24 protein-coding genes are annotated in these 26,819 nt (G+C 68.0%); 4 read left to right on the forward strand and 20 right to left on the reverse strand.

Annotated elements, in window-relative coordinates; all coding sequences use genetic code 11:
• Positions 1-112 precede the first annotated feature (112 nt).
• From asd to scpA, 12 genes are all read right to left on the reverse strand, one after another.
• Positions 113-1,255: an aspartate-semialdehyde dehydrogenase gene (gene asd, locus AACH10_RS01925; RefSeq protein ID WP_341408660.1), complete on the reverse strand. Its 1,143-nt coding sequence runs from the start codon at positions 1,253-1,255 to the stop codon at positions 113-115.
• Between the two features lie 96 nt (positions 1,256-1,351).
• Positions 1,352-2,443 (reverse strand): 3-isopropylmalate dehydrogenase, encoded by a 1,092-nt coding sequence (gene leuB / locus AACH10_RS01930; protein ID WP_341408661.1) that lies wholly within the window; start codon positions 2,441-2,443, stop codon positions 1,352-1,354.
• Positions 2,444-2,814: 371 nt separating this feature from the next.
• The gene (gene leuD / locus AACH10_RS01935; RefSeq protein ID WP_341408662.1) at positions 2,815-3,465 is read right to left on the reverse strand and encodes a 3-isopropylmalate dehydratase small subunit; all 651 of its coding nucleotides are present in this window, start codon (positions 3,463-3,465) and stop codon (positions 2,815-2,817) included.
• A 13-nt stretch (positions 3,466-3,478) separates the two neighbouring features.
• A complete protein-coding gene (locus AACH10_RS01940; protein ID WP_341408663.1) occupies positions 3,479-3,601 on the reverse strand; it encodes an entericidin A/B family lipoprotein in 123 nt (40 codons plus the stop codon).
• 20 nt (positions 3,602-3,621) lie between these two features.
• Positions 3,622-5,046 (reverse strand): 3-isopropylmalate dehydratase large subunit, encoded by a 1,425-nt coding sequence (gene leuC / locus AACH10_RS01945; RefSeq protein ID WP_341408664.1) that lies wholly within the window; start codon positions 5,044-5,046, stop codon positions 3,622-3,624.
• A 4-nt stretch (positions 5,047-5,050) separates the two neighbouring features.
• On the reverse strand, positions 5,051-6,040 hold the full coding sequence (locus tag AACH10_RS01950; protein ID WP_341408665.1) for a LysR substrate-binding domain-containing protein: 990 nt from the start codon (positions 6,038-6,040) through the stop codon (positions 5,051-5,053).
• A gap of 284 nt (positions 6,041-6,324) precedes the next feature.
• Entirely contained in the window at positions 6,325-6,771 is a 447-nt protein-coding gene (locus AACH10_RS01955) for a universal stress protein (protein WP_341408666.1), read from the reverse strand.
• 94 nt (positions 6,772-6,865) lie between these two features.
• A complete protein-coding gene (locus AACH10_RS01960) occupies positions 6,866-7,330 on the reverse strand; it encodes a VOC family protein (RefSeq protein ID WP_341408667.1) in 465 nt (154 codons plus the stop codon).
• An 11-nt stretch (positions 7,331-7,341) separates the two neighbouring features.
• Positions 7,342-9,372 (reverse strand): acetyl-CoA carboxylase biotin carboxylase subunit, encoded by a 2,031-nt coding sequence (gene accC, locus AACH10_RS01965; RefSeq protein WP_341408668.1) that lies wholly within the window; start codon positions 9,370-9,372, stop codon positions 7,342-7,344.
• A 22-nt stretch (positions 9,373-9,394) separates the two neighbouring features.
• Positions 9,395-10,927 (reverse strand): acyl-CoA carboxylase subunit beta, encoded by a 1,533-nt coding sequence (locus tag AACH10_RS01970; RefSeq protein ID WP_341408669.1) that lies wholly within the window; start codon positions 10,925-10,927, stop codon positions 9,395-9,397.
• Positions 10,928-10,974: 47 nt separating this feature from the next.
• Entirely contained in the window at positions 10,975-12,015 is a 1,041-nt protein-coding gene (meaB, locus tag AACH10_RS01975; protein ID WP_341408670.1) for a methylmalonyl Co-A mutase-associated GTPase MeaB, read from the reverse strand.
• An 81-nt stretch (positions 12,016-12,096) separates the two neighbouring features.
• Positions 12,097-14,250 carry a methylmalonyl-CoA mutase gene (scpA, locus tag AACH10_RS01980; protein ID WP_341408671.1) on the reverse strand — a complete coding sequence of 718 codons (2,154 nt, stop codon included), beginning with the start codon at positions 14,248-14,250 and terminating at the stop codon, positions 12,097-12,099.
• A 79-nt stretch (positions 14,251-14,329) separates the two neighbouring features.
• Between scpA and AACH10_RS01985 the strand changes: the two genes are divergently transcribed.
• The 4 genes from AACH10_RS01985 (at position 14,330) to AACH10_RS02000 (ending at position 19,341) form a co-directional block, all read left to right on the forward strand.
• The gene (locus AACH10_RS01985; protein ID WP_341408672.1) at positions 14,330-14,989 is read left to right on the forward strand and encodes a GntR family transcriptional regulator; all 660 of its coding nucleotides are present in this window, start codon (positions 14,330-14,332) and stop codon (positions 14,987-14,989) included.
• A gap of 108 nt (positions 14,990-15,097) precedes the next feature.
• Positions 15,098-16,258, forward strand: coding sequence for an ADP-forming succinate--CoA ligase subunit beta (gene sucC, locus AACH10_RS01990; protein WP_341408673.1), 1,161 nt, complete (start codon positions 15,098-15,100; stop codon positions 16,256-16,258).
• Between the two features lie 16 nt (positions 16,259-16,274).
• Complete coding sequence (gene sucD, locus AACH10_RS01995) at positions 16,275-17,174, forward strand: succinate--CoA ligase subunit alpha (RefSeq protein WP_341408674.1); 900 nt, start codon at positions 16,275-16,277, stop codon at positions 17,172-17,174.
• A 121-nt stretch (positions 17,175-17,295) separates the two neighbouring features.
• On the forward strand, positions 17,296-19,341 hold the full coding sequence (locus AACH10_RS02000) for a secretin N-terminal domain-containing protein (protein ID WP_341408675.1): 2,046 nt from the start codon (positions 17,296-17,298) through the stop codon (positions 19,339-19,341).
• A 13-nt stretch (positions 19,342-19,354) separates the two neighbouring features.
• Here AACH10_RS02000 and AACH10_RS02005 read toward each other — a convergent pair whose 3' ends face one another.
• The 8 genes from AACH10_RS02005 to AACH10_RS02040 all read right to left on the reverse strand — a co-directional run bounded on the left by AACH10_RS02005 (position 19,355) and on the right by AACH10_RS02040 (position 26,593).
• Entirely contained in the window at positions 19,355-20,233 is an 879-nt protein-coding gene (locus AACH10_RS02005) for a type VI secretion system-associated FHA domain protein (RefSeq protein WP_341408676.1), read from the reverse strand.
• Between the two features lie 242 nt (positions 20,234-20,475).
• Positions 20,476-21,789: a citrate synthase gene (gene gltA / locus AACH10_RS02010; protein WP_341408677.1), complete on the reverse strand. Its 1,314-nt coding sequence runs from the start codon at positions 21,787-21,789 to the stop codon at positions 20,476-20,478.
• A 24-nt stretch (positions 21,790-21,813) separates the two neighbouring features.
• Positions 21,814-22,113: an FAD assembly factor SdhE gene (locus AACH10_RS02015; protein ID WP_341408678.1), complete on the reverse strand. Its 300-nt coding sequence runs from the start codon at positions 22,111-22,113 to the stop codon at positions 21,814-21,816.
• A 70-nt stretch (positions 22,114-22,183) separates the two neighbouring features.
• Positions 22,184-22,888: a succinate dehydrogenase iron-sulfur subunit gene (locus AACH10_RS02020; RefSeq protein ID WP_341408679.1), complete on the reverse strand. Its 705-nt coding sequence runs from the start codon at positions 22,886-22,888 to the stop codon at positions 22,184-22,186.
• 97 nt (positions 22,889-22,985) lie between these two features.
• Positions 22,986-24,797, reverse strand: coding sequence for a succinate dehydrogenase flavoprotein subunit (sdhA, locus tag AACH10_RS02025; protein WP_341408680.1), 1,812 nt, complete (start codon positions 24,795-24,797; stop codon positions 22,986-22,988).
• Between the two features lie 29 nt (positions 24,798-24,826).
• Positions 24,827-25,189: a succinate dehydrogenase, hydrophobic membrane anchor protein gene (gene sdhD / locus AACH10_RS02030; RefSeq protein ID WP_341408681.1), complete on the reverse strand. Its 363-nt coding sequence runs from the start codon at positions 25,187-25,189 to the stop codon at positions 24,827-24,829.
• A gap of 41 nt (positions 25,190-25,230) precedes the next feature.
• On the reverse strand, positions 25,231-25,668 hold the full coding sequence (gene sdhC / locus AACH10_RS02035) for a succinate dehydrogenase, cytochrome b556 subunit (protein WP_423228543.1): 438 nt from the start codon (positions 25,666-25,668) through the stop codon (positions 25,231-25,233).
• A 127-nt stretch (positions 25,669-25,795) separates the two neighbouring features.
• Entirely contained in the window at positions 25,796-26,593 is a 798-nt protein-coding gene (locus AACH10_RS02040) for a GntR family transcriptional regulator (RefSeq protein ID WP_341408683.1), read from the reverse strand.
• Positions 26,594-26,819 lie beyond the last annotated feature (226 nt).

Here is a 26,819-nt window from a genome sequence, read left to right on the forward strand (position 1 = left end):
TTGCCATGTGACAACGGGTGGTTCCCGTCACCGGTAACCACCCGTCACACGACAGCCGTCACGCTTTGGGGCGCGAACGGCCCGCCCGATCAGCCGCCGTGGCGGCCGGGCCTCACTGCGCGACCAGGATGCGCAGCATGCGGCGCAGCGGCTCGGCAGCACCCCACAGCAGTTGGTCGCCGATGGTGAAGGCGCCCACGTACTCGGGGCCCATGGCCAGCTTGCGGATGCGGCCCACGGGGATGGTCATCGTGCCGGTCACGGCCACGGGCGTCAGATCCTGGATCGTGGCCTCGCGGGTGTTGGGCACCACCTTCACCCACTCGTTGTCGGCGGCGATCATGGCTTCCAGGTCGGCCGTGGGCACGTCCTTCTTCAGCTTGAAGGTCAGGGCCTGGCTGTGGCAGCGCATGGCGCCCACGCGCACGCAGAAGCCGTCGACGGGAATCGCGGCGGAGCCGAAACCCTCGCCCTGGCCGAGGATCTTGTTGGTCTCGGCCATGCCCTTCCACTCTTCCTTGGATTGGCCATTGCCCAGGTCCTTGTCGATCCAGGGGATCAGCGAGCCGCCCAGCGGCACACCGAAGTTGGCCGTCTCGGCGGCCGACAGGCTGCGCTGCTTGGCGATGACCTTGCGGTCGATCTCGAGGATGGCACTCTTGGGGTCGTCGAGCAGGGCGCGCACCTCGGCGTTCAGCGTGCCGTACTGCGTGAGCAGTTCGCGCATGTGCTGGGCGCCGCCGCCGCTGGCGGCCTGGTAGGTCTGCGTGGACATCCACTCGACCAGGCCCGCCTTGTACAGCGCGCCCACGCCCATCAGCATGCAGCTCACCGTGCAGTTACCGCCGATCCAGTCACGGCCGCCGGCGGCCAGGCTGTTCTTGATCACCGGCATGTTGACCGGGTCGAGCACGATCACGGCCTTGGGGTCCATGCGCAGCGTGCTGGCGGCATCGATCCAGTGGCCGGTCCAGCCCGCGGCGCGCAGCTTGGGGTAGACCTCGGTGGTGTAGTCGCCGCCCTGGCAGCTGATGATGACCTCGCAGCGCTTGAGCGCGTCGATGTCGTAGCCGTTCTGCAGCGTGGTCTCGTTCTTGGCCATCGCCGGGGCCGCGCCGCCGGCGTTGCTGGTGGAGAAGAACAGCGGCTCGATCAGATCGAAGTCACGCTCGGCCTGCATGCGGTCCATCAGGACCGAGCCGACCATGCCGCGCCAGCCGACCAGGCCGACGAGAGGGTTCTTGGACAGTGCCATCTCAATTACCTTTTCAACAAGTCTCCAGACCCTGGGTTCTCCCGGCTCGTTCGCCAGGGTCCAGAGGGAGGGTGTGGGCGAAACGATCCGAGAGCGTCAGCTCTTGGTAATGGTTTTGCCGGTAATCGCAGCGACGACCGCGTCGCCCATGGCGACGGTGCCCACCTTCTGCGTGCCTTCAGACCAGATGTCGCCGGTGCGCAGACCGGCAGACAGCACCGCCTGCACCGCGGATTCGATCCGGTCGGCGGCTTCGGGCTGGTTGAGGGAGTAGCGGAGCATCATGGCAGCGGACAGGATTGTAGCCAACGGGTTTGCAACACCCTTACCGGCGATGTCGGGCGCGCTGCCGTGGCTGGGCTCATACAGGCCCTTGTTGGCCTTGTCCAGGCTGGCCGAGGGCAGCATGCCGATCGAGCCGGTGAGCATGGCGGCCTCGTCCGACAGGATGTCGCCGAACATGTTGCCGGTGACCACCACGTCGAAGGCCTTGGGCGCCTTGACCAGCTGCATCGCGGCGTTGTCCACGTACATGTGCTCCAGCGCCACGTCGGGGTACTGGGCGTGCACTTCGGTGACGACGTCCTTCCAGAACTGGAAGGTCTCCAGCACATTGGCCTTGTCGACCGAGGTGACCTTCTTGTTGCGCTTGCGGGCGGCCTGGAAGGCGACGTGAGCGATGCGCTCGATCTCGGGCTTGGAATAGCGCATCGTGTCGAAGGCTTCCTCGGCACCGGGGAAGTGGCCATCGACGGCGACGCGGCGGCCGCGCGGCTGGCCGAAGTAGATGTCGCCGGTGAGCTCGCGGATGATCAGGATGTCGAGACCCGCGACCAATTCCGGCTTCAGACTGCTGGCATGGGTCAGCTGGGGGTAGCAGATGGCCGGACGAAAGTTTGCAAACAGGCCCAGGTGCTTGCGCAACCCCAGAATGGCCTGTTCAGGCCGGAACTGGCGCTCGAGCTTGTCGTACTTCCAGTCGCCCACGGCGCCGAACAGCACGGCGTCGGCGCTCTTGGCCAGGTTCAGCGTGGCCTCGGGCAGCGGGTGGCCGTGGGCGTCGTAGGCGGCGCCGCCGACCAGGGCGGATTCGGTCTCGAACTTCAGGTCGAGGACATTCAGCACCTTCACGGCCTCGGCCATGATTTCGGTGCCGATGCCGTCACCGGGGAGGATGGCGATCTTCATGGGTTGCTCTCTTCTCTTTACGGTATTGCTTGAAATCGTGGCTTGGGTGGGTTGACTGGCTCTTGCTTGCTTCGGTTTGCGCGGGGTCCGCGGCCACCGGGTGACCGGATTCCTCCATGTCCCCCGCCGGCCTGAAGGCCGGCTCCTCCTTTACTTACGGAATCCGGTCACCCGGCGTCCGCGGCCCTGGAGCCGTCCCGCACTGCGCCGAAGTTCTTTGGCATGCGGCGCTGGTGCCGGAGCGTCGGGGTGGGGTGACCCCTTTCACGCAAGTAAAGGAGGAGGCGTCCGCAGGGCGCCGGGGGACATGGAGTGAAAGGGGGCACCCCAGCCCGGCGCGATCACTCAGACCGAAGCTAGACAACAAAAACTCAACCAGCCAGCTTCTGCGCCAACCAAGGCATGCGCGCAATGCGCTCCGCCTCGAAGGCCTTGATCTTGTCGGCGTGGCGCAGCGTCAGTCCGATGTCGTCGAAGCCGTTGACCAGGCAGTATTTGCGGAAGGCCTGCACGTCGAACGGGATCTCCTGGCCATCGCCCTTGACGATCACCTGGCGCGGCAGATCGATCGTGAGCTTGTAGCCCGGAAAGGCGGCCACCTCGTCGAACAGGCGGGCGACCACGGCCTCGTCCAGTTGAATGGGCAGCAGGCCGTTCTTGAAGCAGTTGTTGAAGAAGATGTCGGCGAAGCTGGGCGCGATGATGCAGCGGAAGCCGTACTGCTCCAGCGCCCAGGGCGCGTGCTCGCGGCTGGAGCCGCAGCCGAAGTTCTTGCGCGCCAGCAGGATGCTGGCGCCCTGGTAGCGCGGCTGGTTCAGCACGAAGTCGGGATTCGGCTTGCGGCTGGCGATGTCCTGGCCGGGCTCGCCCTTGTCGAGGTAGCGCCACTCGTCGAACAGGTTGGGGCCGAAACCCGAACGCGCGATCGACTTCAGGAACTGCTTGGGGATGATGGCGTCGGTGTCGACGTTGGCGCGGTCCATCGGGGCCACCAGGCCCTGGTGCACGGTGAAGGCTTGCATGGTGAGTTTTCGCTTATTTCTTGGCAGCGCCTTCGATGGTCTCGCCGGCCTTCTTGATGTCCTGGCCGACACCCTTGATGGTGTTGCAGGCCGAGAGGCTCAGCACGGCGGCGAGCAGAAGGATGAAACGGGTCATGTCGGGCTCCTGGTCGGGATTCAGGCGATGCGACGAACGTCGACGAAGTGGCCGGCCAGCGCGGCGGCGGCGGCCATGGCGGGGCTCACCAGGTGGGTGCGCCCCCCATTTCCCTGGCGGCCTTCGAAGTTGCGGTTGCTGGTGCTGGCGCAGCGCTCGCCGGGCTCCAGCCGGTCGGCGTTCATGGCCAGGCACATGCTGCAGCCGGGCTCGCGCCACTCGAAGCCGGCGGCCTTGAACACCTCGTGCAGGCCCTCTGCTTCGGCTTGCGCCTTCACCTGGCCCGAGCCGGGCACCACCATCGCCAGCTTGACGTTGCTGGCCACCTTGCCGCCCACCTTGCGGATGACGGCGGCGGCTTCGCGCATGTCCTCGATGCGGCTGTTGGTGCAGCTGCCGATGAACACCTTGTCGATGGTGATGTCGCTGACCGCCTTGTTGGGCTGCAGGCCCATGTAGGTGAGCGCGCGCTCGATGGCGCCACGCTTGACCTCGTCACGCTCCTTGTCGGGATCGGGCACGCGGCCGTCGATGGGCAGCACCATCTCGGGGCTGGTGCCCCAGGTGACCTGCGGCAGGATCTGCGCGGCGTCCAGTTCCACCACGGCGTCGAAGTGCGCGCCGGCATCCGAGTGCAGGTTGCGCCACAGGCTCACGGCATGGTCCCACTCCACGCCCTGCGGCGCGAACGGGCGGCCCTTGACATAGTTCAGCGTGGTGTCGTCCACGGCCACCAGGCCGGCGCGGGCACCGGCCTCGATGGCCATGTTGCACACGGTCATGCGGCCTTCCATCGTCAGGCCGCGGATGGCCGAGCCGGCGAACTCGATGGTGTAGCCGGTGCCGCCGGCGGTGCCGATCTTGCCGATGATGGCCAGCACGATGTCCTTGGCGGTGACGCCCGGCGCCAGCTTGCCGTCCACCTTGACCAGCATGTTCTTGGCCTTCTTGGCCAGCAGGGTCTGCGTGGCCATCACGTGCTCGACCTCGCTGGTGCCGATGCCGTGGGCCAGAGCGCCGAACGCGCCGTGCGTGCTGGTGTGGCTGTCGCCGCACACCACGGTCATGCCCGGCAGCGTGGCGCCGTTCTCGGGGCCGATGACATGCACGATGCCCTGGCGCTTGTCCAGGAACGGGAAGTACGCCGCGGCGCCGAAGGCCTTGATGTTGGCGTCCAGCGTGGTCACCTGCTGCTTGCTGGTGGGGTCGGTGATGCCGTCGTAGCCCAGATCCCAGCCGGTGGTGGGCGTGTTGTGGTCGGCCGTGGCCACGATGGAGCTCACGCGCCACACCTTGCGGCCGGCCAGGCGCAGGCCCTCGAAGGCCTGCGGGCTGGTGACTTCATGCACCAGGTGGCGGTCGATGTAGAGGATGGCGGTGCCGTCTTCCTCGGTGTGGACGACATGGTCGTCCCACAGCTTGTCGTAGAGGGTGCGAGCTGTCATGGGTTTACCTCTTGGGGGAGCGGGATTGTCGCGCCGAAGCCGTTTCAGGCCCAGCGTCGGGGATGTCGGACGGCACGGCGGCCAACGGGCACAGCGCGTCGACGAAGCGCTGCACCACCGCCGGCTGCACGGCCTGCGGGCGCACGGCCAGCAGGTAGGGGCGGCGCGCCCAGTCCTCGGCCAGCGTCAGCGGCGTCACGGCGAAGATGCGCGCAAAGCGCTGCGCCACCACCGCCGGCAGCACGGCCACACCCAGGCCGGCCTCGACCAGCTGGGCGATGGCGTCGAAGCCGCGCACCTGCACGCGCACGTTCAGCGTGCGGCCCAGGGCCTGCGCGCGCTCGCGCATCTGCTCATGTACCGCGGCACCCAGGTGCAGGCCGACGATGTCGTAGTCCAGCAGCGCGTCGAAGCGCACCGCGCCGGCCGGCGCATCGGGCTGCGCCTGCGCCGCCAGGCGTTCCAGCGCATGGCCGCGCGGCGCCAGCACCGCCAGTTCGCCATCGCGGTAGGGGCGGCAGTCCAGCCCGGCCTCGTGCTGCGGCGGCACGAAGATGCCCACGTCGGCACGGCCGGCGGCCACCGCCGCCTGCACCTCGGCGCTGGTGAGGTCTTCCAGGCTGATGCGGATGCCCGGGTGCGCCTGGCTGAAGGCGGCCAGATCGGCCGGCAGGCATTCGGCAATGGCGCTGGCATTGGCCGCGATGCGCAGATGGCCCTTGATGCCGCGCGAGAACTCCACCACCTCGCTCTCCAGCGCATGCAGGCTGGCGTGCAGCGAACGGATGTGGCGCACCAGCGCCCGGCCCGCCTCGGTGGGCTCGACGCCGCGCGCACGGCGCTCGAACAGCGCCACACCCAGGCGGGTTTCCAGGTCGCTCAGGCGCTTGCTGGCGGCGGCCAGCGCCAGGTGCTCGCGCTCGGCGCCGCGCGTGATGCTGCGCGTCTCGGCGATGGCGAGCACCAGGTTCAGCGTGACGAGGTCGAAGCGCATGCGGCGCGGCGGCGGGCCGCGGGACGGGCGCGGCAGTGGCGAAATGGCGGGAGGAACGGGGTGCGGCCCCGCCCTGGACACCGCCGCCACCGACTCACATCGGTGAACGTGGGCGGGGGCGGGGGGTCGCGCCGGGTGGGCGCCAGGGTGTCCGAGGGGGCCGCAGCCGAATCATCGGCGAAGGCTGCATCACGCGTGCACGCGAGTCCTCAATTCACCCTTCGCGCACCGCGAAGTCTACGCCCATGCTGCCCGCATGCGCCGCAGCGGGTGCAGGCTGGCGATCAGCCCGCGTCGTCGCCGACCGGCGCGCGCACCAGGGTCACCGGCACCGCGCTGTGCGCCAGCAGGGCCAGCGCCACGCTGCCGGGGCTGCTGGCTTCGGCGTCGGAGACACCGCGCGCGCCCATCACCACCGCGTCGCAGCCGTAGTTCTCCAGCAGTTCCAGCAGCAGGGTTTCCGGCTGACCGCCGGCCACCTCGCTCTCCCACGACAGGTTGGCCGCGGTCAGCAGCGCCTCGGCGGGCGCCAGCAGGTCGGCGCCAGCGTCGGTGCGCACATGCTCCAGCACCTCGGTGTCGTGGGCGGTCACCACCTCGTACAGCGACGGGGGCTCCTGCACGTTCACCAGCACCATCTCGGCGTCCAGCCCGGCGCGGGCCAGGGCCAGCGCGTGGTGCACGGCCGCCAGGGCGTGGGCCGAACCGTCGATGGGCAGCAGGATCTTCATGCGGGGCTCCGGAGGGCATGGGATGGAGCCCAGCATACGCCCGCCGCTGCCGCCGGTCTTGCCCGACGTCAAGCCGGCGGACGCGGGCGCCCGCTCAGCCCAGCGCCGCCACCACCTCGGGCGGGGCCTGCACCAGCTCGATCAGCACGCCCTCGCCGCCGATCGGAAACTCGTCGCTGGCCTTGGGGTGGATGAAGCAGATGTCGTGGCCGGCGGCGCCTTGGCGGATGCCACCGGGCGCGAAGCGCACGCCGTTGGCACTCATCCATTCCACCGCCTTGGGCAGATCGTCCACCCATAGGCCCACATGGTTCAGCGGCGTGGCGTGCACGGCGGGCTTCTTCTCGGGGTCCAGCGGCTGCATCAGGTCCACCTCGACCGCATGCGGCCCCTGCCCCAGCGCGCAGATGTCCTCGTCGACGTTCTCGCGCTCGCTGACGAAGGTGCTCTTGACGCTCAGGCCGAAGATGTCGACCCACAGCTTCTGCAACCGGGTCTTGTCGGGCCCGCCGATGGCGATCTGCTGGATGCCGAGGATCTTGAAAGGCTTGGTGCTCATGTCGAAGGTTCTCAGGCGAACTTGATGATCGGCTGATCGACCGACAGGCTCTCGCCCTGGGCCGCCAGCACCTCGGCCACCGTGCCATCCTGCGCCGCGGTGAGGATGTTCTCCATCTTCATCGCCTCGATGGTGGCCAGGCGTTCGCCCGCCTGCACGGCCTGGCCGGGCTTGACCGCCACATTCACCAGCAGGCCGGGCATCGGCGAGAGCAGGAACTTGCTCATGTCGGCCGGCGCCTTGAAGGGCATCACGCGCAGCAGTTCGGCGGCGCGGGCACTCATCAGCTGCACATCGATGGCCAGGCCGTTGTGCGCCACGCGGTACCACAGGCCGTGGCGCTCCACCTGGGCGGTGAAGGGCAGGCCGTTGCAACTGCCCTCGGCGCGGATGCCGCCGAAGCGCCAGTCCTTGTCGATGTCGTAGCGCTTGCCGCCCTCGATGGTGACGGTGATGTGGCCGTTGGCCTGGATGCGCAGCGGCACATAGCGGTGCTGGCCGCCCTCGCCCTTGACCACGGCGGTGAACTGCTCGCCGATCTGCACGCCATGGCCGGGCAGCTGGCCGCTGATGCCGGCGGCGCGGTCGCGGTAGCGGCGGTACACGGCGGCGGCCAGGGCCACCAGGAAGTCGGGCTCGTCGTGCGGCACAACCCCGGCCGAGAAGCCCTTGGGGTAGTGCTCGGCGATGAAGCCGGTGTTGAAATCACCCGACTGGAACTTCGGGTGAGCCAGCAGCGCGCTCTGGAACGGGATGTTGCTGCTGATGCCGCGGATCACGAACCCGTTGAGCGCCTCGCGCATCTTCTCGATGGCATCGGCGCGATCGGCGCCGTGCACGATCAGCTTGGCGATCATCGAGTCGTAGTACATCGGGATCTCGCCGCCCTCGTACACGCCGGTGTCCACGCGCACGCCACCGCCCTCGGGCACCGGCAGCGCGGCTTCCATCGTGGTGGCCGGCGGGGCGTAGCGCACCAGGCGGCCGGTGGACGGCAGAAAGTTGCGGAACGGGTCCTCGGCGTTGATGCGGCACTCAATGGCCCAGCCGCGGCGCGGGATGTCGGCCTGGCTGAAGGCCAGCGGCTCGCCGGCGGCCACGCGGATCATCTGCTCCACCAGATCGAGCCCGGTGATGCACTCGGTGACCGGGTGCTCCACCTGCAGGCGGGTGTTCATTTCCAGGAAGTAGAAGCTCTGGTCCTTGCCGACCACGAACTCCACCGTGCCCGCGCTCTGGTACTTCACGGCCTTGGCCAGGGCCACGGCCTGCTCGCCCATGGCCTTGCGCGTGGCGTCCGAGATGAAGGGCGACGGCGCCTCCTCGATCACCTTCTGGTGCCGGCGCTGGATCGAGCACTCGCGCTCGTGCAGGTAGACCACGTTGCCTTGGGCATCGCCCAGCACCTGGATCTCGATGTGGCGCGGGCTCTCGACGAACTTCTCGATGAACACGCGGTCATCGCCGAAGCTGTTGCGCGCCTCGTTGCGGCAGGCGGAAAAGCCCTCGAAAGCTTCCTTGTCGTTGAAAGCCACGCGCAGGCCCTTGCCCCCGCCACCGGCGCTGGCCTTGATCATCACCGGGTAGCCGATGTCGCGGGCGATCTCCACCGCGCGCTCGGGCGACTCGATGGCGTCGTTCCAGCCGGGGATGGTGTTGACCTTCGCCTCATTGGCCAGCTTCTTCGAGGCGATCTTGTCGCCCATCGCCGCGATGCTGTAGTGCTTGGGGCCGATGAAGGTGATGCCTTCTTCTTCCACGCGCTTGGCGAAGTCCTCGTTCTCGCTGAGGAAGCCGTAGCCCGGGTGCACGGCCTGCGCGCCGGTGCTCTTGCAGGCGGCGATGATCTTGTCGGCCACCAGGTAGCTCTCGCGGCTGGGTGCGGCACCGATGAACACGGCCTCGTCGGCCAGCTCCACATGGCGTGCGTCGCGGTCGGCTTCCGAGTACACGGCAACCGTCTTGATGCCCATCTTGCGGGCCGTCTTGATCACGCGGCAGGCGATCTCGCCGCGGTTGGCAATCAGGATCTTGGTGAACATGTTTTCTTCTCCTGGTGCGCGATCAGAGGGGGATGTTGCCGTGCTTGCGCCACGGGTTCTCGACCTTCTTGTCACGCAGCATCGCCAGGCTGCGGCAGATGCGCTTGCGGGTCTCGTGCGGCTGGATCACGTCGTCGATGAAGCCGCGGCTGCCGGCCACGAACGGGTTGGCAAAGCGGGCCTTGTATTCGGCCTCGCGCGCGGCCAGCTTGACGGGATCGTTCTTGTCCTCGCGGAAGATGATTTCCACCGCGCCCTTGGCGCCCATCACCGCGATCTCGGCATTCGGCCACGAGAAGTTCACGTCGCCGCGCAGGTGCTTGGAGCTCATCACGTCATACGCGCCGCCATAGGCCTTGCGCGTGATCACGGTCACCTTGGGCACCGTGCACTCGGCGTACGCGTACAGCAGCTTGGCGCCATGCTTGATGATGCCGCCGTACTCTTGCGACGTGCCGGGCATGAAGCCGGGCACATCGACAAAGGTGACCACCGGGATGTTGAAGGCATCGCAGAAGCGCACGAAGCGCGCGGCCTTGATGCTGCTCTTGATGTCCAGGCAGCCGGCCAGCACCATCGGGTTGTTGGCCACGATGCCCACGGCCTGGCCGTCCATGCGGCCGAAGCCGATGACGATGTTCTTGGCGTAGTCGGGCTGCAACTCGAAGAAGTCGCCGTCGTCGACCACCTTGGTGATCAGCTCCTTGATCTCGTAGGGCTTGTTCGGGTTGTCGGGCACCAGGGTGTCCAGCGACAGGTCCAGGCGCTCGGCCGGGTCACCGCTCGGGCGCACGGGCGGCTTTTCCTTGTTGCTCAGCGGCAGGTAGTTGAAGAAGCGCCGCAGCATCAGGATGGCCTCGACGTCGTTCTCGAAGGCGAGATCCGCCACGCCGCTGCGCGTGGTGTGGGTGGTGGCGCCGCCCAGTTCCTCGGCCGACACTTCCTCGTGCGTCACGGTCTTCACCACCTCGGGGCCGGTGACGAACATGTAGCTGCTGTCCTTGACCATGAAGATGAAGTCGGTCATGGCCGGGCTGTACACCGCGCCGCCGGCGCAGGGCCCCATGATCAGGCTGATCTGCGGGATCACGCCGCTGGCCATCACGTTGCGCTGGAACACCTCGGCATAACCGCCCAGAGACGCGACACCTTCCTGGATGCGCGCGCCGCCCGAGTCGTTCAGGCCGATCACCGGTGCGCCCACCTTCATGGCCTGGTCCATCACCTTGCAGATCTTCTCGGCATGGGCTTCACTCAACGCGCCACCGAAAACGGTGAAATCCTGGCTGAACACGAACACCAGGCGGCCGTTGATCATGCCGTAGCCGGTGACCACGCCATCGCCCGGAATCTTGTTGTCGGCCATGCCGAAGTCGGCGCAGCGGTGCTCGACGAACATGTCCCACTCTTCGAACGTGCCCTCGTCGAACAGCAGCTCCAGCCGCTCACGTGCGGTCAGCTTGCCCTTGGCGTGCTGCGCATCGATGCGCTTCTGGCCGCCACCCAGGCGCGCCTTGGCGCGCTTTTCCTCGAGCATCTGCTGGATGTCATGCATGTCGGTTTCTCCTCGGTCGGAAAACGGAAATTGAGAGAACAGCGTGTTCAGTGAAAGAGGTCGAGCAGGCGGCGGGCGGCCACCGAGGCCGCCACGCGGCCCTGCCGCACCTCGTCGCTCAAAGCCGGCAGCGCCTGCTGCACGGCCGGGTGGTCCTTGAACTGGCGCTTCAGGCCGGCGTCGATGCGTTCCCACATCCAGGCCTGGTCCTGGGCCTGGCGGCGTGCGGCGAGCCGGCCGTTGGCGGTCTGCACCGTGCGGAACTGCGTCACCGCCGCCCAGAACTCATCGAGCCCCGAGCCCTTCAGCGCACTGAGCTGGATGACCAGGGGCTGCCACGTGGCCACCGGCTGGTGGCCATGGTCGGGGTGGCCATGCACGCCCATGCTGGCGATCAGCCGCAGCGACGAGGTGATTTGCGCCCGCGCCCGCGTGGCCGCGGCGGCATCGATGTCGGCCTTGTTGATCACCACCAGGTCGGCCAACTCCATCACGCCCTTTTTGATGGCCTGCAGGTCATCACCGGCGTTCGGCAGCTGCAGCAGGCAGAACATGTCGGTCATGCCGGCCACGGCGGTCTCGCTCTGGCCCACGCCCACGGTCTCGACGATCACCACGTCGTGGCCCGCGGCCTCGCACACCAGCATGGCCTCGCGCGTTTTCTCGGCCACGCCGCCCAGCGTGCCGCCGCTGGGGCTGGGACGGATGTAGGCGCGCTCGTCCATCGACAGCCGCTCCATGCGCGTCTTGTCGCCCAGGATGGAGCCGCCGCTCACGCTGGACGATGGGTCCACCGCCAGCACCGCCACGCGGTGGCCGCGCTCGATCAGGAACAGGCCCAGCGCCTCGATGAAGGTGCTCTTGCCCACGCCGGGCACACCGCTGATCCCCAAGCGCAGCGAGCGCTCGGGATGCGCCTGGCCGCTGAAGGGCAGCAGCGCGTTGAGCAACGCGTCGGCGCGCGCGCGGTGGTCGGCGCGGGTGCTCTCCAGCAGCGTGATGGTCTTGGCCACGGCACGGCGGCGCCGCGCGGTGTCGGCACCCGTCACACCGTCGAGCAGGGGCTGGTCGGCCAGCGGCAGTGTCATCGGGCCGGATCTCCCCCAGGGCGCCGCGGGACGCGTCGCCCCTGCGCGCCGCACGCGACGAGACGCAGGTCTCGTCGCATGTCAGCGCGCAGCCTTGCGGATCTGCTCCAGCACATCCTTGGCGCTCACCGGGATCGGCGTGCCGGGGCCGTAGATGCCCTTCACGCCGGCGTCGTACAGGTGGTCGTAGTCCTGCTGCGGAATCACGCCGCCGACGAACACGATGATGTCGTCGGCGCCCTGCTTCTTCAGCTCGGCAATGATGGCCGGCACGAGCGTCTTGTGCCCGGCGGCCAGCGTGCTGATGCCCACCGCGTGCACATCGTTCTCGATGGCCTGACGCGCGCACTCCTCGGGCGTCTGGAACAGCGGTCCGATGTCCACGTCGTAGCCCAGATCGGCAAAGGCCGTGGCCACCACCTTGGCGCCGCGGTCGTGGCCGTCCTGGCCCAGCTTGGCGATCATCACGCGCGGGCGGCGGCCGGCTTCATCCGCGAACGCAGCGATCTCGGCCTTCAGCTTGTCCCAGCCCTCGGCCGAGTCGTACGCGGCGGCATAGACGCCGGTCACCTTCTGGATGTCGGCGCGGTGGCGGCCGAACACTTCTTCCAGCGCATCGCTGACCTCGCCCACGGTGGCGCGGGCGCGGATGGCATCAATCGCCAGGCCCAGCAGGTTGCCGCTGTTGCTGCGCGCGGCCTCGGTCAGCGCGGCCAGCGCGGCGGCCACCTTGGCGCCATCGCGCGTGGCCTTGATCTGCTGCAGGCGGGCGATCTGCATCTCGCGCACCTTGACGTTGTCGACCTCCAGGATGTCGACCTTGTCCTGCGTCTTCAGCTTGTACTTGTTGACGCCGACGATCACGTCCTTGCCGCTGTCGATGCGGGCCTGCTTCTCGGCCGCGCTGGCCTCGATCTTCAGCTTGGCCCAGCCCGAGTCCACGGCCTTGGTCATGCCGCCCATGGACTCGACTTCCTCGATGATGGCCCAGGCCTTGTCGGCCATGTCCTGCGTCAGGCTCTCCATCATGTAGCTGCCGGCCCAGGGGTCGACCACGTTGCAGATGTGGGTCTCTTCCTGAATGATCAGCTGCGTGTTGCGCGCGATGCGGGCCGAGAACTCGGTGGGCAGCGCGATGGCCTCGTCGAAGCTGTTGGTGTGCAGCGATTGCGTGCCGCCGAACACCGCGGCCATGGCCTCGATGGCCGTGCGCACCACGTTGTTGTACGGGTCCTGCTCGGTCAGGCTCCAGCCGCTGGTCTGGCTGTGCGTGCGCAGCATCAGGCTCTTGGGGTTCTTGGCGTTGAAGCCCTTCATGATCCGGGTCCACAAGAGGCGCGCGGCGCGCATCTTGGCGATCTCCAGATAGAAGTTCATGCCCACGGCCCAGAAGAAGCTCAGGCGCCCGGCGAAGTCGTCCACGTCCAGGCCCTTGGCCAGCGCGGTCTTCACGTACTCCTTGCCGTCGGCCAGCGTGAAGGCCAATTCCAGCGCCTGGTTGGCGCCGGCTTCCTGCATGTGGTACCCGCTGATCGAGATCGAGTTGAACTTCGGCATGTTCTTGGCCGTGTACTCGATGATGTCGCCGATGATCCGCATGCTCGGCTCGGGGCCGTAGATGTAGGTGTTGCGGACCATGAACTCCTTGAGGATGTCGTTCTGGATGGTGCCGCTGAGCTTGTCCTGGCTGACGCCCTGCTCTTCCGCCGCCACCACATAGCCGGCCAGCACCGGCAGCACGGCGCCGTTCATGGTCATCGACACCGAGACCTTGTCGAGCGGGATGCCGTCGAACAGGATCTTCATGTCCTCCACGCTGTCGATGGCCACGCCGGCCTTGCCCACGTCGCCGGTCACGCGCGGGTGGTCGCTGTCATAGCCGCGGTGGGTGGCCAGGTCGAAGGCCACGCTGACACCCTGGCCGCCGGCGGCCAGCGCCTTGCGGTAGAAGGCATTGCTCTCTTCGGCGGTGGAAAAGCCGGCGTACTGGCGGATGGTCCACGGCCGCACCGCGTACATCGTGGCCTGCGGGCCGCGGATGAAGGGCTCGAAGCCCGGCAGCGTGTTGGTGAACGGCAGGTTCGCCGTGTCGGCCGCTGTGTACAGCGGCTTGACCGTGATGCCCTCCGGCGTCACCCAGTTCAGCGTACCCACATCGCCGCCGGGGGCCGACTTGGCGGCGGCCTTTTGCCATTGCTCGAGACTGGCGGGGGTGAACTCGGGGGTGTTGGACATGGCGGAATCCTCGGGGCGGGAACTCAGGGCATTGCAGGACTTGAAGCCTATTATGCATGATGCATAATTATGAATTCAAATGCCCGACTACGCCACACCCGCACCCGCCGCCCCGTTCACGCCGCGCGCCCTGTACCAGGACGTGGCCGAGCGCCTGCGCGAGCAGATCTTCAACCGCGTGCTCGAGCCCGGCAGCTGGATCGACGAGCAGAAGATCGCTGCCGAACTGGGCATCAGCCGCACGCCGCTGCGCGAGGCGCTGAAGGTGCTGGCCGTCGAAGGCCTGGTGACGATGAAAGTGCGCCGCGGCGCCTATGTCACCGAGATGAGCCGCGACGATGTGAGCCAGGTCTACCACCTGCTGTCGCTGCTGGAGAGCGATGCCGCCGCCCTGGTGGCCGGCCAAGCCACGCCCGCACAGAAGGCCGAGCTGGCCACCCTGCACCAGCAGCTGGAAGGTCAGGTGGGGCAGCGCGACGCGTTCTTCGCCACCAATGAGCTGTTCCACCTGCGCCTGCTGCAGATGGCCGGCAACCGCTGGACCCAGCAGATCGTGACCGACCTGCGCAAGGTGATGAAGCTCAACCGCCACCACTCGTTGTTCAAGCAGGGCCGGCTGGAGGAATCGCTGGCCGAGCACCGCGCCATCATGGCCGCCATCAGCGCCGGCGATGCCGAGGCCGCACGCCGCCTCACCCGCGCCCACTTCGACAACGGCCTCGAAGCCGCGGCGCTGTAGACGCCGCTGCCGCTCTCGGTTCCACTTCCGTTCCCGTTCCCATCGCATCAGCTTGCGGTCAGCCAGGCTCTCCACACTGCGCGCCGCACACCCTTCAGGAGCCACCCCGTGAAAATCCACGAATACCAAGGCAAGGAAATCCTGCGCCAGTTCAATGTGCCGGTGCCGCGCGGCATTGCGGCGTTCTCGGTGCAGGAGGCGGTGGAAGCCGCGCAGAAGCTGGGCGGCCCGGTGTGGGTGGTCAAGGCGCAGATCCACGCGGGTGGCCGCGGCAAGGGCGGTGGCGTGAAGGTCACCAAGACGCTCGACGGCGTGAAGGACCTGGCCGGCCAGATCCTGGGCATGCAGCTGGTCACGCACCAGACCGGCCCCGAAGGCCAGAAGGTGCGCCGCCTGTACATCGAGGAAGGCGCTGACATCGGCAAGGAGTACTACGTCTCGCTGGTGACCGACCGCGCCTCGCAGAAGGTGGCCTTCATCGCCTCCAGCGAAGGCGGCATGGACATCGAGGAAGTGGCCCACGCCACGCCCGAGAAGATCACCACCGAGCTGATCGATCCGCTCACCGGCCTGGGTGACGCGCAAGCCCGCAAGATCGCCGAGGCCATCGGCCTGACCGGCGTGTCGGTGGATCAGGCCGTGCCGCTGTTCCAGAACCTGTACCGCTGCTACATGGACACGGACGCCAGCCTGGTGGAGATCAACCCGCTGAACTGCGACAGCAAGGGCAACCTGATCGCACTCGACGCCAAGTTCAACTTCGACGCCAACGCGCTGTTCCGCCACCCCGAGATCGTGGCCTACCGCGACCTCGACGAAGAGGATCCGGCCGAGGTGGAAGCCAGCAAGTTCGACCTGGCCTACATCAGCCTGGACGGCAACATCGGCTGCCTGGTCAACGGCGCCGGCCTGGCCATGGCCACGATGGACACCATCAAGCTGTTCGGCGGCGAGCCGGCCAACTTCCTGGACGTGGGCGGTGGCGCCACGGCCGAGAAGGTGACCGAGGCCTTCAAGATCATGCTGAAGAACCCGGACGTCAAGGGCATCCTGGTCAACATCTTCGGCGGCATCATGCGCTGCGACACCATCGCCGAGGGCGTGATCACGGCCTGCAAGGCGGTGAACCTGGGCGTGCCGCTGGTGGTGCGCATGAAGGGCACCAACGAAGACCTGGGCAAGAAGATGCTGGCCGACAGCGGCCTGCCCATCATCGCCGCAGACACCATGGCCGAAGCCGCCACGAAGATCGTGGCCGCGGTGAAGTAAGCCCGAAGGAAAGAACATGAGCATCCTGATCAACAAGGACACCCGCGTCATCACCCAGGGCATCACGGGCAAGACCGGCCAGTTCCACACCAAGGGCTGCCAGGCCTACGCCAACGGCAAGAACGCGTTCGTGGCGGGCGTGAACCCGAAGAAGGCCGGCGAGAGCTTCGAAGGCATTCCCATCTACGCCAGCGTGAAGGAAGCCGCCAGCGCCCAGGGCGCCACGGTCAGCGTGATCTACGTGCCGCCGGCCGGTGCCGCGGCCGCGATCTGGGAAGCGGTGGAAGCCGACCTGGACCTGGCGATCTGCATCACCGAAGGCATTCCCGTGAAGGACATGCTGGAAGTGCGCAACAAGATGAAGGCCAAGGAAGCGGCCGGCGGCAAGAAGACGCTGCTGCTGGGCCCGAACTGCCCGGGCCTGATCACGCCCGAGGAGATCAAGATCGGCATCATGCCGGGCCACATCCACCGCAAGGGCCGCGTCGGCGTGGTCAGCCGCTCGGGCACGCTGACCTATGAAGCCGTGGCGCAGCTGACCGAGCTGGGCATCGGCCAGTCCAGCGCCGTGGGCATCGGCGGCGACCCGATCAACGGCCTGAAGCACATCGACGTGATGCGCCTGTTCAACGACGATCCGGACACCGACGCGGTGATCATGATCGGCGAGATCGGCGGCCCCGACGAGGCCGAGGCCGCGCGCTGGGTGAAGGCGAACATGAAGAAACCGGTGGTGGGCTTCATCGCCGGTGTCACCGCCCCTCCGGGCAAGCGCATGGGCCACGCCGGCGCGCTGATCTCGGGCGGTGCCGACACGGCCGACGCCAAGCTGGCGATCATGGAAGAGTGCGGCTTCACCGTCACCCGCAACCCCAGCGAGATGGGTCGCCTGCTCAAGGGCCTGCTGAAGCTCTGAGCCCGCTCGTGTCAAGCCGCCACCAAACGGCTTGACGCTTCTTCAGCCGCGGCACACACGCCGCCGCACAAGGCATCGTCAGCATGCGCGTCCGACACGCTCCGGACCCCGTGCCTGCACGATGCCCTTTCTCTTTCTGCCCGTCAGCGCGCTGCGACGGCACCGCGCGGCACAGCGCGCCCTGTGCGCCGTGCTGGCGGCTTCGCTGACGGCTGCCCCCGTCACCTGGGCAGCCCGACCGCCCACGGCGCGGTCGACGCCTCCCATCACGCTGAACTTCCCGTCGGCCGACATCGACACGGTCACGCGCGCCGTGGCGGCGATCCTGAACCGCCCGATCTTGCTGGACCCGCGGGTCAAGGGCACGGTGACGCTGTACAGCGAACAGCCGGTGGGACCGGCCCAGGCCTTCGCGATGTACCAGACCGCGCTGCGCGGCCTGGGCTACGCGGTGGTCGACCGCGATGGCCTGCTCACCGTGCTGCCCGAGGCCGAGGCCAAGCTGCAGGCCCGCACGCTGCCGCTGGGCGCGGGCGACGCAGGCACACCCAATCCGCCCGGTGACCCGGTGCTGACCCAGGTGCTGCGCCTGCGGCACGAGAGTGCGCAGAACCTGGTGGCGGTGCTGAGGCCGCTGATCTCGCCGAACAACACGGTCAACGTCAGCCCGGGCAGCAATGCGCTGGTGATCACCGACTACGCCAGCAACCTGCGGCGCCTGGCCACGCTGGTGGCCGCACTCGACGTGCCCAGCGCCAGCGACGTGGCCATCCTGCGCCTGCAGCACACCACAGCCACCGAGCTGCTGGCCACGGTGCAGAAGCTCGCAGCCGATGGCGGTGGCACGGCGGGTGGCGCCACTGGCGGAGGTGCCCTGCCCGCCGCCACCATCACCGCCGACGCGGCCAGCAACGCGCTGCTGGTGCGCGCCGCCACCCCCGCCCGGCTGGCCGCGCTGCGCGCGCTGGTGGCCCAGCTCGACCAGCCGGCAGCCGACAGCGAAGGCCTGGGCAGCCACCTGGTCTACCTGCGCCATGCCGATGCCACGCGCCTGGCCCAGGTGCTGCGCGCAGCCTTTCCGAACCTGGGCAGCACGGGCGGCGGCACGGGCGTTGGCGCCGGCGGCGCAGCGTCACCATCCACCGGCAGCGCCACCACGGCCGCGGTGATGGCCGAGGCCGGTGGCAGCAGCACGGGCAAGTCGGGCGCCTCATCCACCGCGGCCACCACGCCGGTGTCGGCCACCGCCGCGCCCAGCACCGGCGGCGGCATCCAGGCCGATCCGGCGACCAACTCGCTGGTGATCAGCGCCACCGGGCCGCAGTTCCGCAAGATCCGCGCATTGATCGACGGGCTGGATGCGCGCCGCGCGCAGCTGTACGTGGAATCGGTGATCGTCGAGGTGGACGCCAGCAAGGCCGTCGACGTGGGCCTGCAGTGGAAATCGATCTTCAACCTGTCGTCCAGCAGCACGCTGACGCTGGGCTCGCTGGTGATGGCGCTGCGCGCCACGGCGGGCACCAACATCCTGTCCACCGCCAACCTGGTGACGCTGGACAACGAGGAGGCCAAGATCGTCGTCGGCCAGAACGTGCCCTTCGTCACCGGCAACTACACCGTGGGCTCCAGCAGCAGCCCGTTCCAGACCATCGAGCGCAAGGACGTGGGCATCACGCTGCGCCTGCGTCCGCAGATCGGCGCCGACAACACCGTGCGCATGGCGATCTACCAGGAGTCGTCGGCCCTCTCCAGCACCACCGCCAGCGGCACCAGCAATGCCGGGCCCACCACGCACAAGCGCTCGATCGAATCGAACGTCGTGGTCGACGACGGCAAGTTCATCGTGCTGGGCGGCCTGATCGAGGACAGCCTGAGCCACGACGAGCAGGCCGTGCCCGGCCTGGGCGACCTGCCGCTGGTGGGTGGCCTGTTCCGCATGCGCTCGCACAGCCGCAGCAAGAGCAACCTGGTGGTGTTCCTGCGGCCGCACATCATGCGCGACGAGGCCGGCATGAACCGCGCCACCGCCGAGCGCTACACCTACATGCGCTCGCAGCAGGCGGCGGTGCCGGGCGACGGCCCGCCGCAGTTGGACGCCGAATCGCGGCCCGCCCTGCCCCCGCTGCCCGCCGCGGCCGGCGACGACGGCGCGCCACCGTCGCGCTGAGCGGCCGGCCGCGTCAGCTGCGCGGTGCCTCGTAGGCCAGCGCCAGGTGCCGCGCCAGCGCCTCGGCAAAGCCTTCGGCCCAGGGCTGCCCGGCCGGCAGGCCCATGCGCTGCCAGATCTCGAGGTACAGCGCCCAGCAGCGTGCCGCGTCGGCCGTGGAGGCCGAGCCGATGGCGCGCTCGAAGGCCTGCGGCGCCAGCGTGCGGCCCATGCGCTCGGTGGCGGTGTCCAGCGCATCGAGCAGCCGCTCCTGGTGCTGCAGCAGGTCGCCGGCCGCCTGGGCCACCGCGGCGCCGGGATCGGTCTGCGACAGCAGCGCATACAGCGCCTGCGCCGAGTCACCGGCCAGGCGCAGCGGATTGGGCTCACCGGCCAGCACCTCGGCCGGCCCGGCGCCGATGCGGGTGCGCACCCGCGCCTGCTGGGCCAGCAGGTGGTGCAGGCTGGCCACGGCCGCCTGGGCCAGGCCGGCCACGCGCAGCGTGAGCTGCAGCGCGTCGTGCCCCGCCAGCGCCGAGGCGGGCAGGCCCAGGCCCTCGGCCAGCGCCTCGCGCACGGCCTCGGCACTGGCGGCCGGCGGCAGGTTCAGCCGCACATGGTAGGGGCCCAGGCGGATGCGGTCGCCATGGCGCAGCAAGCGGTCGCTGCGCAGGCGGTCGGCCTCGTCGTTGACGAAGGTGCCGTTGGTGGACAGGTCGCGCAGCAGCACGCCGCGCGGCGTGGCCACCAGCTCGCAATGGCGGCCCGACAGCGCCAGCGTGGAATCGGGGATGGGCCAGTGCGCCGCCGGATCACGCCCGATGACGAATCGGGGCTGGCCGTCGGGCCAGTTCACCTCGGCATGCACACCGGGCGCCAGCTCGGCCCCACGCAGGATCTTCAGCGACACCATGGCGGCAACTTGGGGGCAGCGGTGGAGGACGGGCGACGGGTTGCGCGGCCCAACACGCACCGTGAGGGTGCGCCCGCCGCGCCGCCGCAGTATCGGCGCGCCCCCGCCCGGCCACAAGGCCGATTCACCCGCCAGGACCGCCCGAAACGCGGGAGATCGGTCCGACCATGAAAAAGGGCCACGCAACAGCGTGGCCCTGTGTCGGGACCGGGCAGGCGCGATGGCCTGCCCGGGGCGCGGGATCAGCCGCGCTCGGCCAGCGGCTTGACGTCGCGGCGGGGCGAGCCCACGAACAGCTGACGCGGACGGCCGATCTTGTACTCGGGGTCGGCGATCATCTCGTTGAGCTGCGCGATCCAGCCCACCGTGCGCGCCAGCGCGAAGATGGCGGTGAACAGTTGCACCGGGATGCCGATGGCGCGCTGCACGATGCCCGAGTAGAAGTCGACGTTCGGGTAGAGCTTGCGGGCGACGAAGTAATCGTCTTCCAGCGCGATCTTCTCCAGCGCCATGGCCAGCTTGAACAGCGGGTCGTTCTCGAGGCCCAGCTCCAGCAGCACTTCCTTGCAGGTTTCCTGCATCAGCTTGGCGCGCGGGTCGTAGTTCTTGTACACGCGGTGACCGAAGCCCATCAGGCGCACGCCCGAGTTCTTGTCCTTCACCTGGTTCATGAACTCGCCGACCTTGGCCACGCCGCCCATCTTCTGGATGTCTTCCAGCATGTTCAGGCAGGCCTCGTTGGCACCGCCGTGGGCCGGGCCCCACAGGCAGGCCACGCCGGCAGCGATGGCGGCGAACGGGTTGGTGCCCGACGAACCGCACAGGCGCACCGTGGAGGTGGATGCGTTCTGCTCGTGGTCGGCGTGCAGGATGAAGATGCGGTCGAGCGCGCGCTCGATCACCGGGTTCACCTTGTAGTCCTCGCACGGCGTGCCGAACATCATGCGCATGAAGTTGCCGGCGTACGACAGCTCGTTGCGCGGGTACATGAACGGCTGGCCGACGCTGTACTTGTAGGCCATGGACACCAGCGTGGGCATCTTGGCGATCAGGCGGATCGCCGCGATCTCGCGGTGCTGCGCGTTGTTGATGTCGGTGCTGTCGTGATAGAAGGCCGACAGGGCGCCCACCAGGCCGGTCAGCACGGCCATCGGGTGCGCGTCACGGCGGAAGCCACGCAGGAAGAACTGCATCTGCTCGTTCACCATCGTGTGGTTGGTGACGCGGCCATGGAAGTCCTTGCGCTGGCCTTCGTTCGGCAGGTCCCCGTACAGCAGCAGGTAGCAGGTGTCGAGGAAGTCGCAGTTCACCGCGAGTTGCTCGATGGGGTAGCCGCGGTACAGCAGCTCGCCCTTGTCGCCATCGATGTAGGTGATGGTGGAGTTGCAGCTGGCCGTGCTCAGGAAGCCCGGGTCGTACGTGAACTTGCCGGTCTGGCCGTACAACTTGCGGATGTCGATCACGTCCGGACCGATGCTGCCCTTGTAGATGGGCAGATCCATGCTGGGGCTGCCATCGGAGAAGGACAGCGTGGCTTTCACGTCGGAGGGGGTCATGGGCATTCCCTTTGTGGTCAGTGTCTAGACGGTCGGAACGGGCGAAGCACGCAACATGCCCAGCACCTCGGTCACCTCGGAGCGAGCGAGCTCACCCTCCGGCTCGCGGCGGGCGAGCAACAGGTCCAGCAGATCGTTGTCGGCCAGATCCATCAGGGCCTGAAGGCCGTCGGCATGGCGCACCGTGAGCGATTGCTCGTGGGCACGGAAGAAGCGCTCGATGAAGAGGTCGTTCTCCAGCATGCCCCGGCGACAGCGCCATTTCAGGCGGCTGAGCTCGGTGTCGCTCACCCGCGCATCGCCTGCGTTGCCGGCATTGTTCATGGCCTGTCTTGCGCTGCGCTGTCTGCGGGTGGCGGGATGAAACCGGGAGGTCGTGCGTGCGAGCCGGGGCTCAGACGGCGCGACGCACCATCAGTTCCTTGATCTTGCCGATGGCCTTGGTGGGGTTCAGACCCTTGGGGCAGACATCGACGCAGTTCATGATGGTGTGGCAGCGGAACAGGCGGTACGGGTCCTCGAGGTTGTCGAGGCGGGCACCGGTGTCCTGGTCGCGGCTGTCGGCGATGAAGCGGTAGGCCTGCAGCAGGCCGGCGGGGCCGACGAACTTGTCGGGGTTCCACCAGAAGCTGGGGCAGCTGGTCGAGCAGCTGGCGCACAGGATGCACTCGTACAGGCCGTTGAGCTCTTCGCGCTCCTCGGGCGACTGCAGGCGCTCCTTCTCGGGCGGCTGGGTGTCGTTGACCAGGTACGGCTTGATCGAGTGGTACTGCTTGAAGAACTGCGTCATGTCCACGATCAGGTCGCGGATGACCGGCAGGCCGGGCAGCGGCTTCAGCACCACGGTGCCCGGCAGATCCCGCATGTTGGTCAGACAGGCCAGGCCGTTCTTGCCGTTGATGTTCATGGCGTCCGAGCCGCACACGCCTTCGCGGCAGCTGCGGCGGAAGCTCAACGAGGGATCGAGCGCCTTCAGCTTGAGCAGCGCGTCGAGCAGCATGCGCTCGTTGCCGTCGAGCTCGACCTCGAGGGTCTGCATGTACGGCTTGGCATCCTTGTCGGGGTCGTAGCGGTAGATCTGGAACGTACGCTTCGTCATTGCATTCTCCAAGCAGTCGCCGCGGAGCCGGCTCGGCCGGGCCGCTGGCGGCGCCCCCTCGAGGGGGAGGCGCCGCAGGCGCTTCGGGGGTGGGTCGTCAGAACGTGCGGACCTTCGGGGGAACCGATTCCACCGTCAGCGGCTTCAGGTTGACGGGCTTGTACTCGAGGCGGTTGCCTTCGCTGTACCACAAGGTGTGCTTCATCCACTCCTTGTCGTTGCGGCCCAGCGGGAACTCGGGGTCGTCCGCGCCGCGCTCGTAGTCCTTGACGGTGTGGGCGCCGCGGCACTCGTGGCGGGCGGCCGCGCCTTCGATGGTGGCTTGCGCCGCCTCGATCAGGTTGGCCACTTCCAGCGCCTCGATGCGGGCGGTGTTGAAGACCTTGCTCTTGTCCTTCAGCGTGATGCCGTTGACGCGCTCGCGGATGGCCGCGACGGCGTGCGTGCCGGCGGTCATCAGTTCCTGCGTGCGGAACACGGCGGCATGCTTCTGCATCGTGGCGCGCAGGTCGTTGGCGACGTCCTGCGCGTACTCGCCGCCGGTGGAGGCGTCGAGCTTGGCGATGCGCGCCAGCGAGTAGTCGGCGGCGTCGGCCGGCAGGTCCTTGTGCGCCTTGGGCGACTTGGCCAGCGCGTCGACGATGTGGTTGCCGGCGGCCTTGCCGAACACCAGCAGGTCGAGCAGCGAGTTGGTGCCCAGGCGGTTGGCGCCGTGCACGCTGACGCAGGAGCACTCGCCCACCGCGTACAGGCCGTTGATGACCGCGTTCGGGTTGCCGTCCTTGGGCGCCACCACCTGGCCATTGATGTTGGTGGGGATGCCACCCATCTGGTAGTGGATGGTCGGCACCACGGGGATCGGCTCCTTGGTGATGTCGACGTTGGCGAAGTTGTGGCCGATCTCGAACACGCTGGGCAGGCGCTTCAGGATGGTGTCACCGCCCAGGTGGGTCATGTCGAGCACCACGTAGTCCTTGTTGGGACCGCAGCCGCGACCTTCCTTGATCTCCTGGTCCATGCAGCGCGAGACGAAGTCACGCGGTGCCAGGTCCTTCAGCGTGGGCGCGTAGCGCTCCATGAAGCGCTCGCCGTTGCAGTTGCGCAGGATGGCACCTTCGCCGCGGCAGCCCTCGGTCAGCAGCACGCCCGCGCCGGCCACGCCGGTGGGGTGGAACTGCCAGAACTCCATGTCTTCCAGCGGGATGCCGGCGCGCGCCGCCATGCCCAAGCCGTCGCCGGTGTTGATGAAGGCGTTGGTGCTGGCTGCGTAGATGCGGCCGGCACCACCGGTGGCGAACAGCGTGACCTTGCCTTCGAGGATGTAGACCTCGCCGGTCTCCATCTCGAGCGCGGTGACACCCAGCACATCGCCCGAGGCGTCGCGGATGATGTCCAGCGCCATCCACTCCACGAAGAACTGGGTGCGCGCCTTCACGTTCTGCTGGTACAGCGTGTGCAGCATCGCGTGGCCGGTGCGGTCGGCCGCGGCGCAGGCACGCTGCACGGGCTTCTCGCCGTAGTTGGCCGTGTGGCCGCCGAACGGACGCTGGTAGATCGTGCCGTCGGGATTGCGGTCGAACGGCATGCCGAAGTGCTCGAGTTCGTACACCACCTTCGGCGCCTCGCGGCACATGAACTCGATGGCGTCCTGGTCGCCCAGCCAGTCGGAGCCCTTGACCGTGTCGTAGAAGTGGTAGTGCCAGTTGTCCTCGGCCATGTTGCCGAGCGAGGCACCGATGCCGCCCTGCGCCGCCACGGTGTGGCTGCGGGTGGGGAAGACCTTGGAGAGCACCGCCACGTTCAGGCCGGCACGGGCCAGTTGCAGCGAGGCGCGCATGCCGGAACCGCCGGCACCGACGATCACCACGTCGAACTTGCGGCGGGCGACGGAAGACTTGATGTTGGCCATTGTGTTGTCGTCTTTCTTTCAGTCGCCGATCACAGGCGCCACAGCACCTGCACTGCCCAGCCGGCGCAGCCGATCAGCCACGCGATGGTGGCCACCTGCGCGGTCAGGCGCAGGCCCACCGGCTTGATGTAGTCCATCCACACGTCGCGCGTGCCCACCCAGGCATGCCAGGCCAGCGACACGATGACGACGAAGGTGAAGACCTTCATCCATTGCTGGGCAAAGATGCCCGACCAGGCGTCGTAGCCCAGCGGGCCACCGAAGATCACCTGCAACAGCAGCAGCACGGTGTAGAGCACCATCACCACCGCGGTGACGCGCTGGCTCAGCCAGTCGCGCAGACCGTAGTGCGCGCCGACGACGACGCGCTTGGAACCGTAGTTGACAGCCATGGAGAGAGTCCAGTCCTTGTTGTTGTCAGCGAGCGCGGCGCTCAGAACAGGCCGAAGAGCTTGGCGCCCAGCAGCACGGTCAGCACCAGGCTGGCGGCGAACACCACCACCGCCGAGCTGTGGCCCTGCTGCTTGGTCACGCTGTGGGTGGCGTCCATCCACAGGTGGCGCACGCCGGCGAAGGCGTGGTGCAGGAAGCTCCAGATCAGGCCCAGCACCGCCAGCTTGACGATGACCGCCGGCACGAAGCCGATGCCGGCCACGAAGGCGCTGGTGAAGGCGTCGTACGAGACCTCGGAGCTGACGCTCTTGTCGAACAGCCAGATCACGAAAGGCAGCAGGCCGAGCATGATCAGGCCGCTGGCCCGGTGCAGGATCGACAGCTTGGCCGCCAGAGGCAGCCGGTATTGCAGCGCCTCGATCAATTTCATGTTCTCGCCCGGTCGTGACACGGGCCGAGTCTTGGTGTTGTCTGCCATGTTTGGATGCCTTGACGTAATCCGGGTGAAACCCTTGGAGTTTATTGCAACGCAGCAGGCTTACCGCAGGCTTGTGCAATGCCCGACATGCCCGCAGCGCTGTCGCCTAGGCGACCGCGCTCTGCGCTCAATTCAGCTCGTTGCGATAAAAATGTCCGCTGGTGTTGTAGAGGCCGCGACGCAGCTCCACCGGCTTGTCGCCATAGGTGAAGGACAGCCGCTCGACGCTGAGCAGCGGCGCGCCCGCGGGCACGGCCAGCAACTCGGCGTCGGCCGCATCGGCGGCCAGCGCGCGGATCTTTTCCTCGGCGCGGATCATGCGCACGCCGAATTCGGTTTCGAACATGCCGTACATCGGGCCCTTGTAGTCGGCCAGGCGTTCGGCCGTGAGGCCCTTGAACAGCGCGCCGGGCAGCCAGATCTCGTCCAGCACCACCGGGCGCTCGGCCGCAGGGGCGGCGCTCTTGTCGGGCATCAGCAGCAGGCGGCGCAACTGCACCACGGCGTCGCCGCTCTTGATCTCGAGCGCGCGCGCCACATCGGCGGGCGCGCGGGCGCGGCGGCAGTCCAGCAGGCGGCGCGCCAGGCGCTGGTCGCTGCCGTCGTCGGGCATCAGGCGCAGGAAGCGGTACTGGATGTGTTGCTCGGCATGCGTGGCCACGAACGTGCCCTTGCCCTGGCGGCGCACCAGCAGGTTCTCGGCGGCCAGCTCGTCGATGGCCTTGCGCACCGTGCCCTGGCTGACCTTGTAGCGCGCGGCCAGCTCCAGCTCGCTGGGAATGGCCTCGGCCGGTTTCCAGGTGCCGGCCTGCAGCTCGCGCGTGATCAGGCCCTTGATCTGCTGGTAAAGCGGCGCGAACGCCGGCCCAGCCTCGCCTGCCTCGGCGGCATGGGCAGGGGTGGACGAAGGCGGCTGCACGGGCATGTGCCGCATTGCAGCACAGCCCGCCGGCATGCGTCCAGCAAATGCTGACAGATGTCTTATATAAGACATGAGACCTTTGACAAGCTTCGGGGCAACCCTTAGACTCGCCTACACTGCGCGGTGCCCCCGCTCGGCAGCGCGCCGCCAGATGTTCCGGCCTCGCGCAGGTGCCCAGGCCCATGTGGCCGGCGCCCGCCGGGCCCGCGGTCAAGCGCACCGGCCTTGC

The sequence above is a fragment of the Pseudaquabacterium inlustre genome, assembly GCF_038066595.1.
In the GTDB taxonomy this organism is placed as follows: Bacteria; Pseudomonadota; Gammaproteobacteria; order Burkholderiales; family Burkholderiaceae_C; genus Pseudaquabacterium; species Pseudaquabacterium inlustre.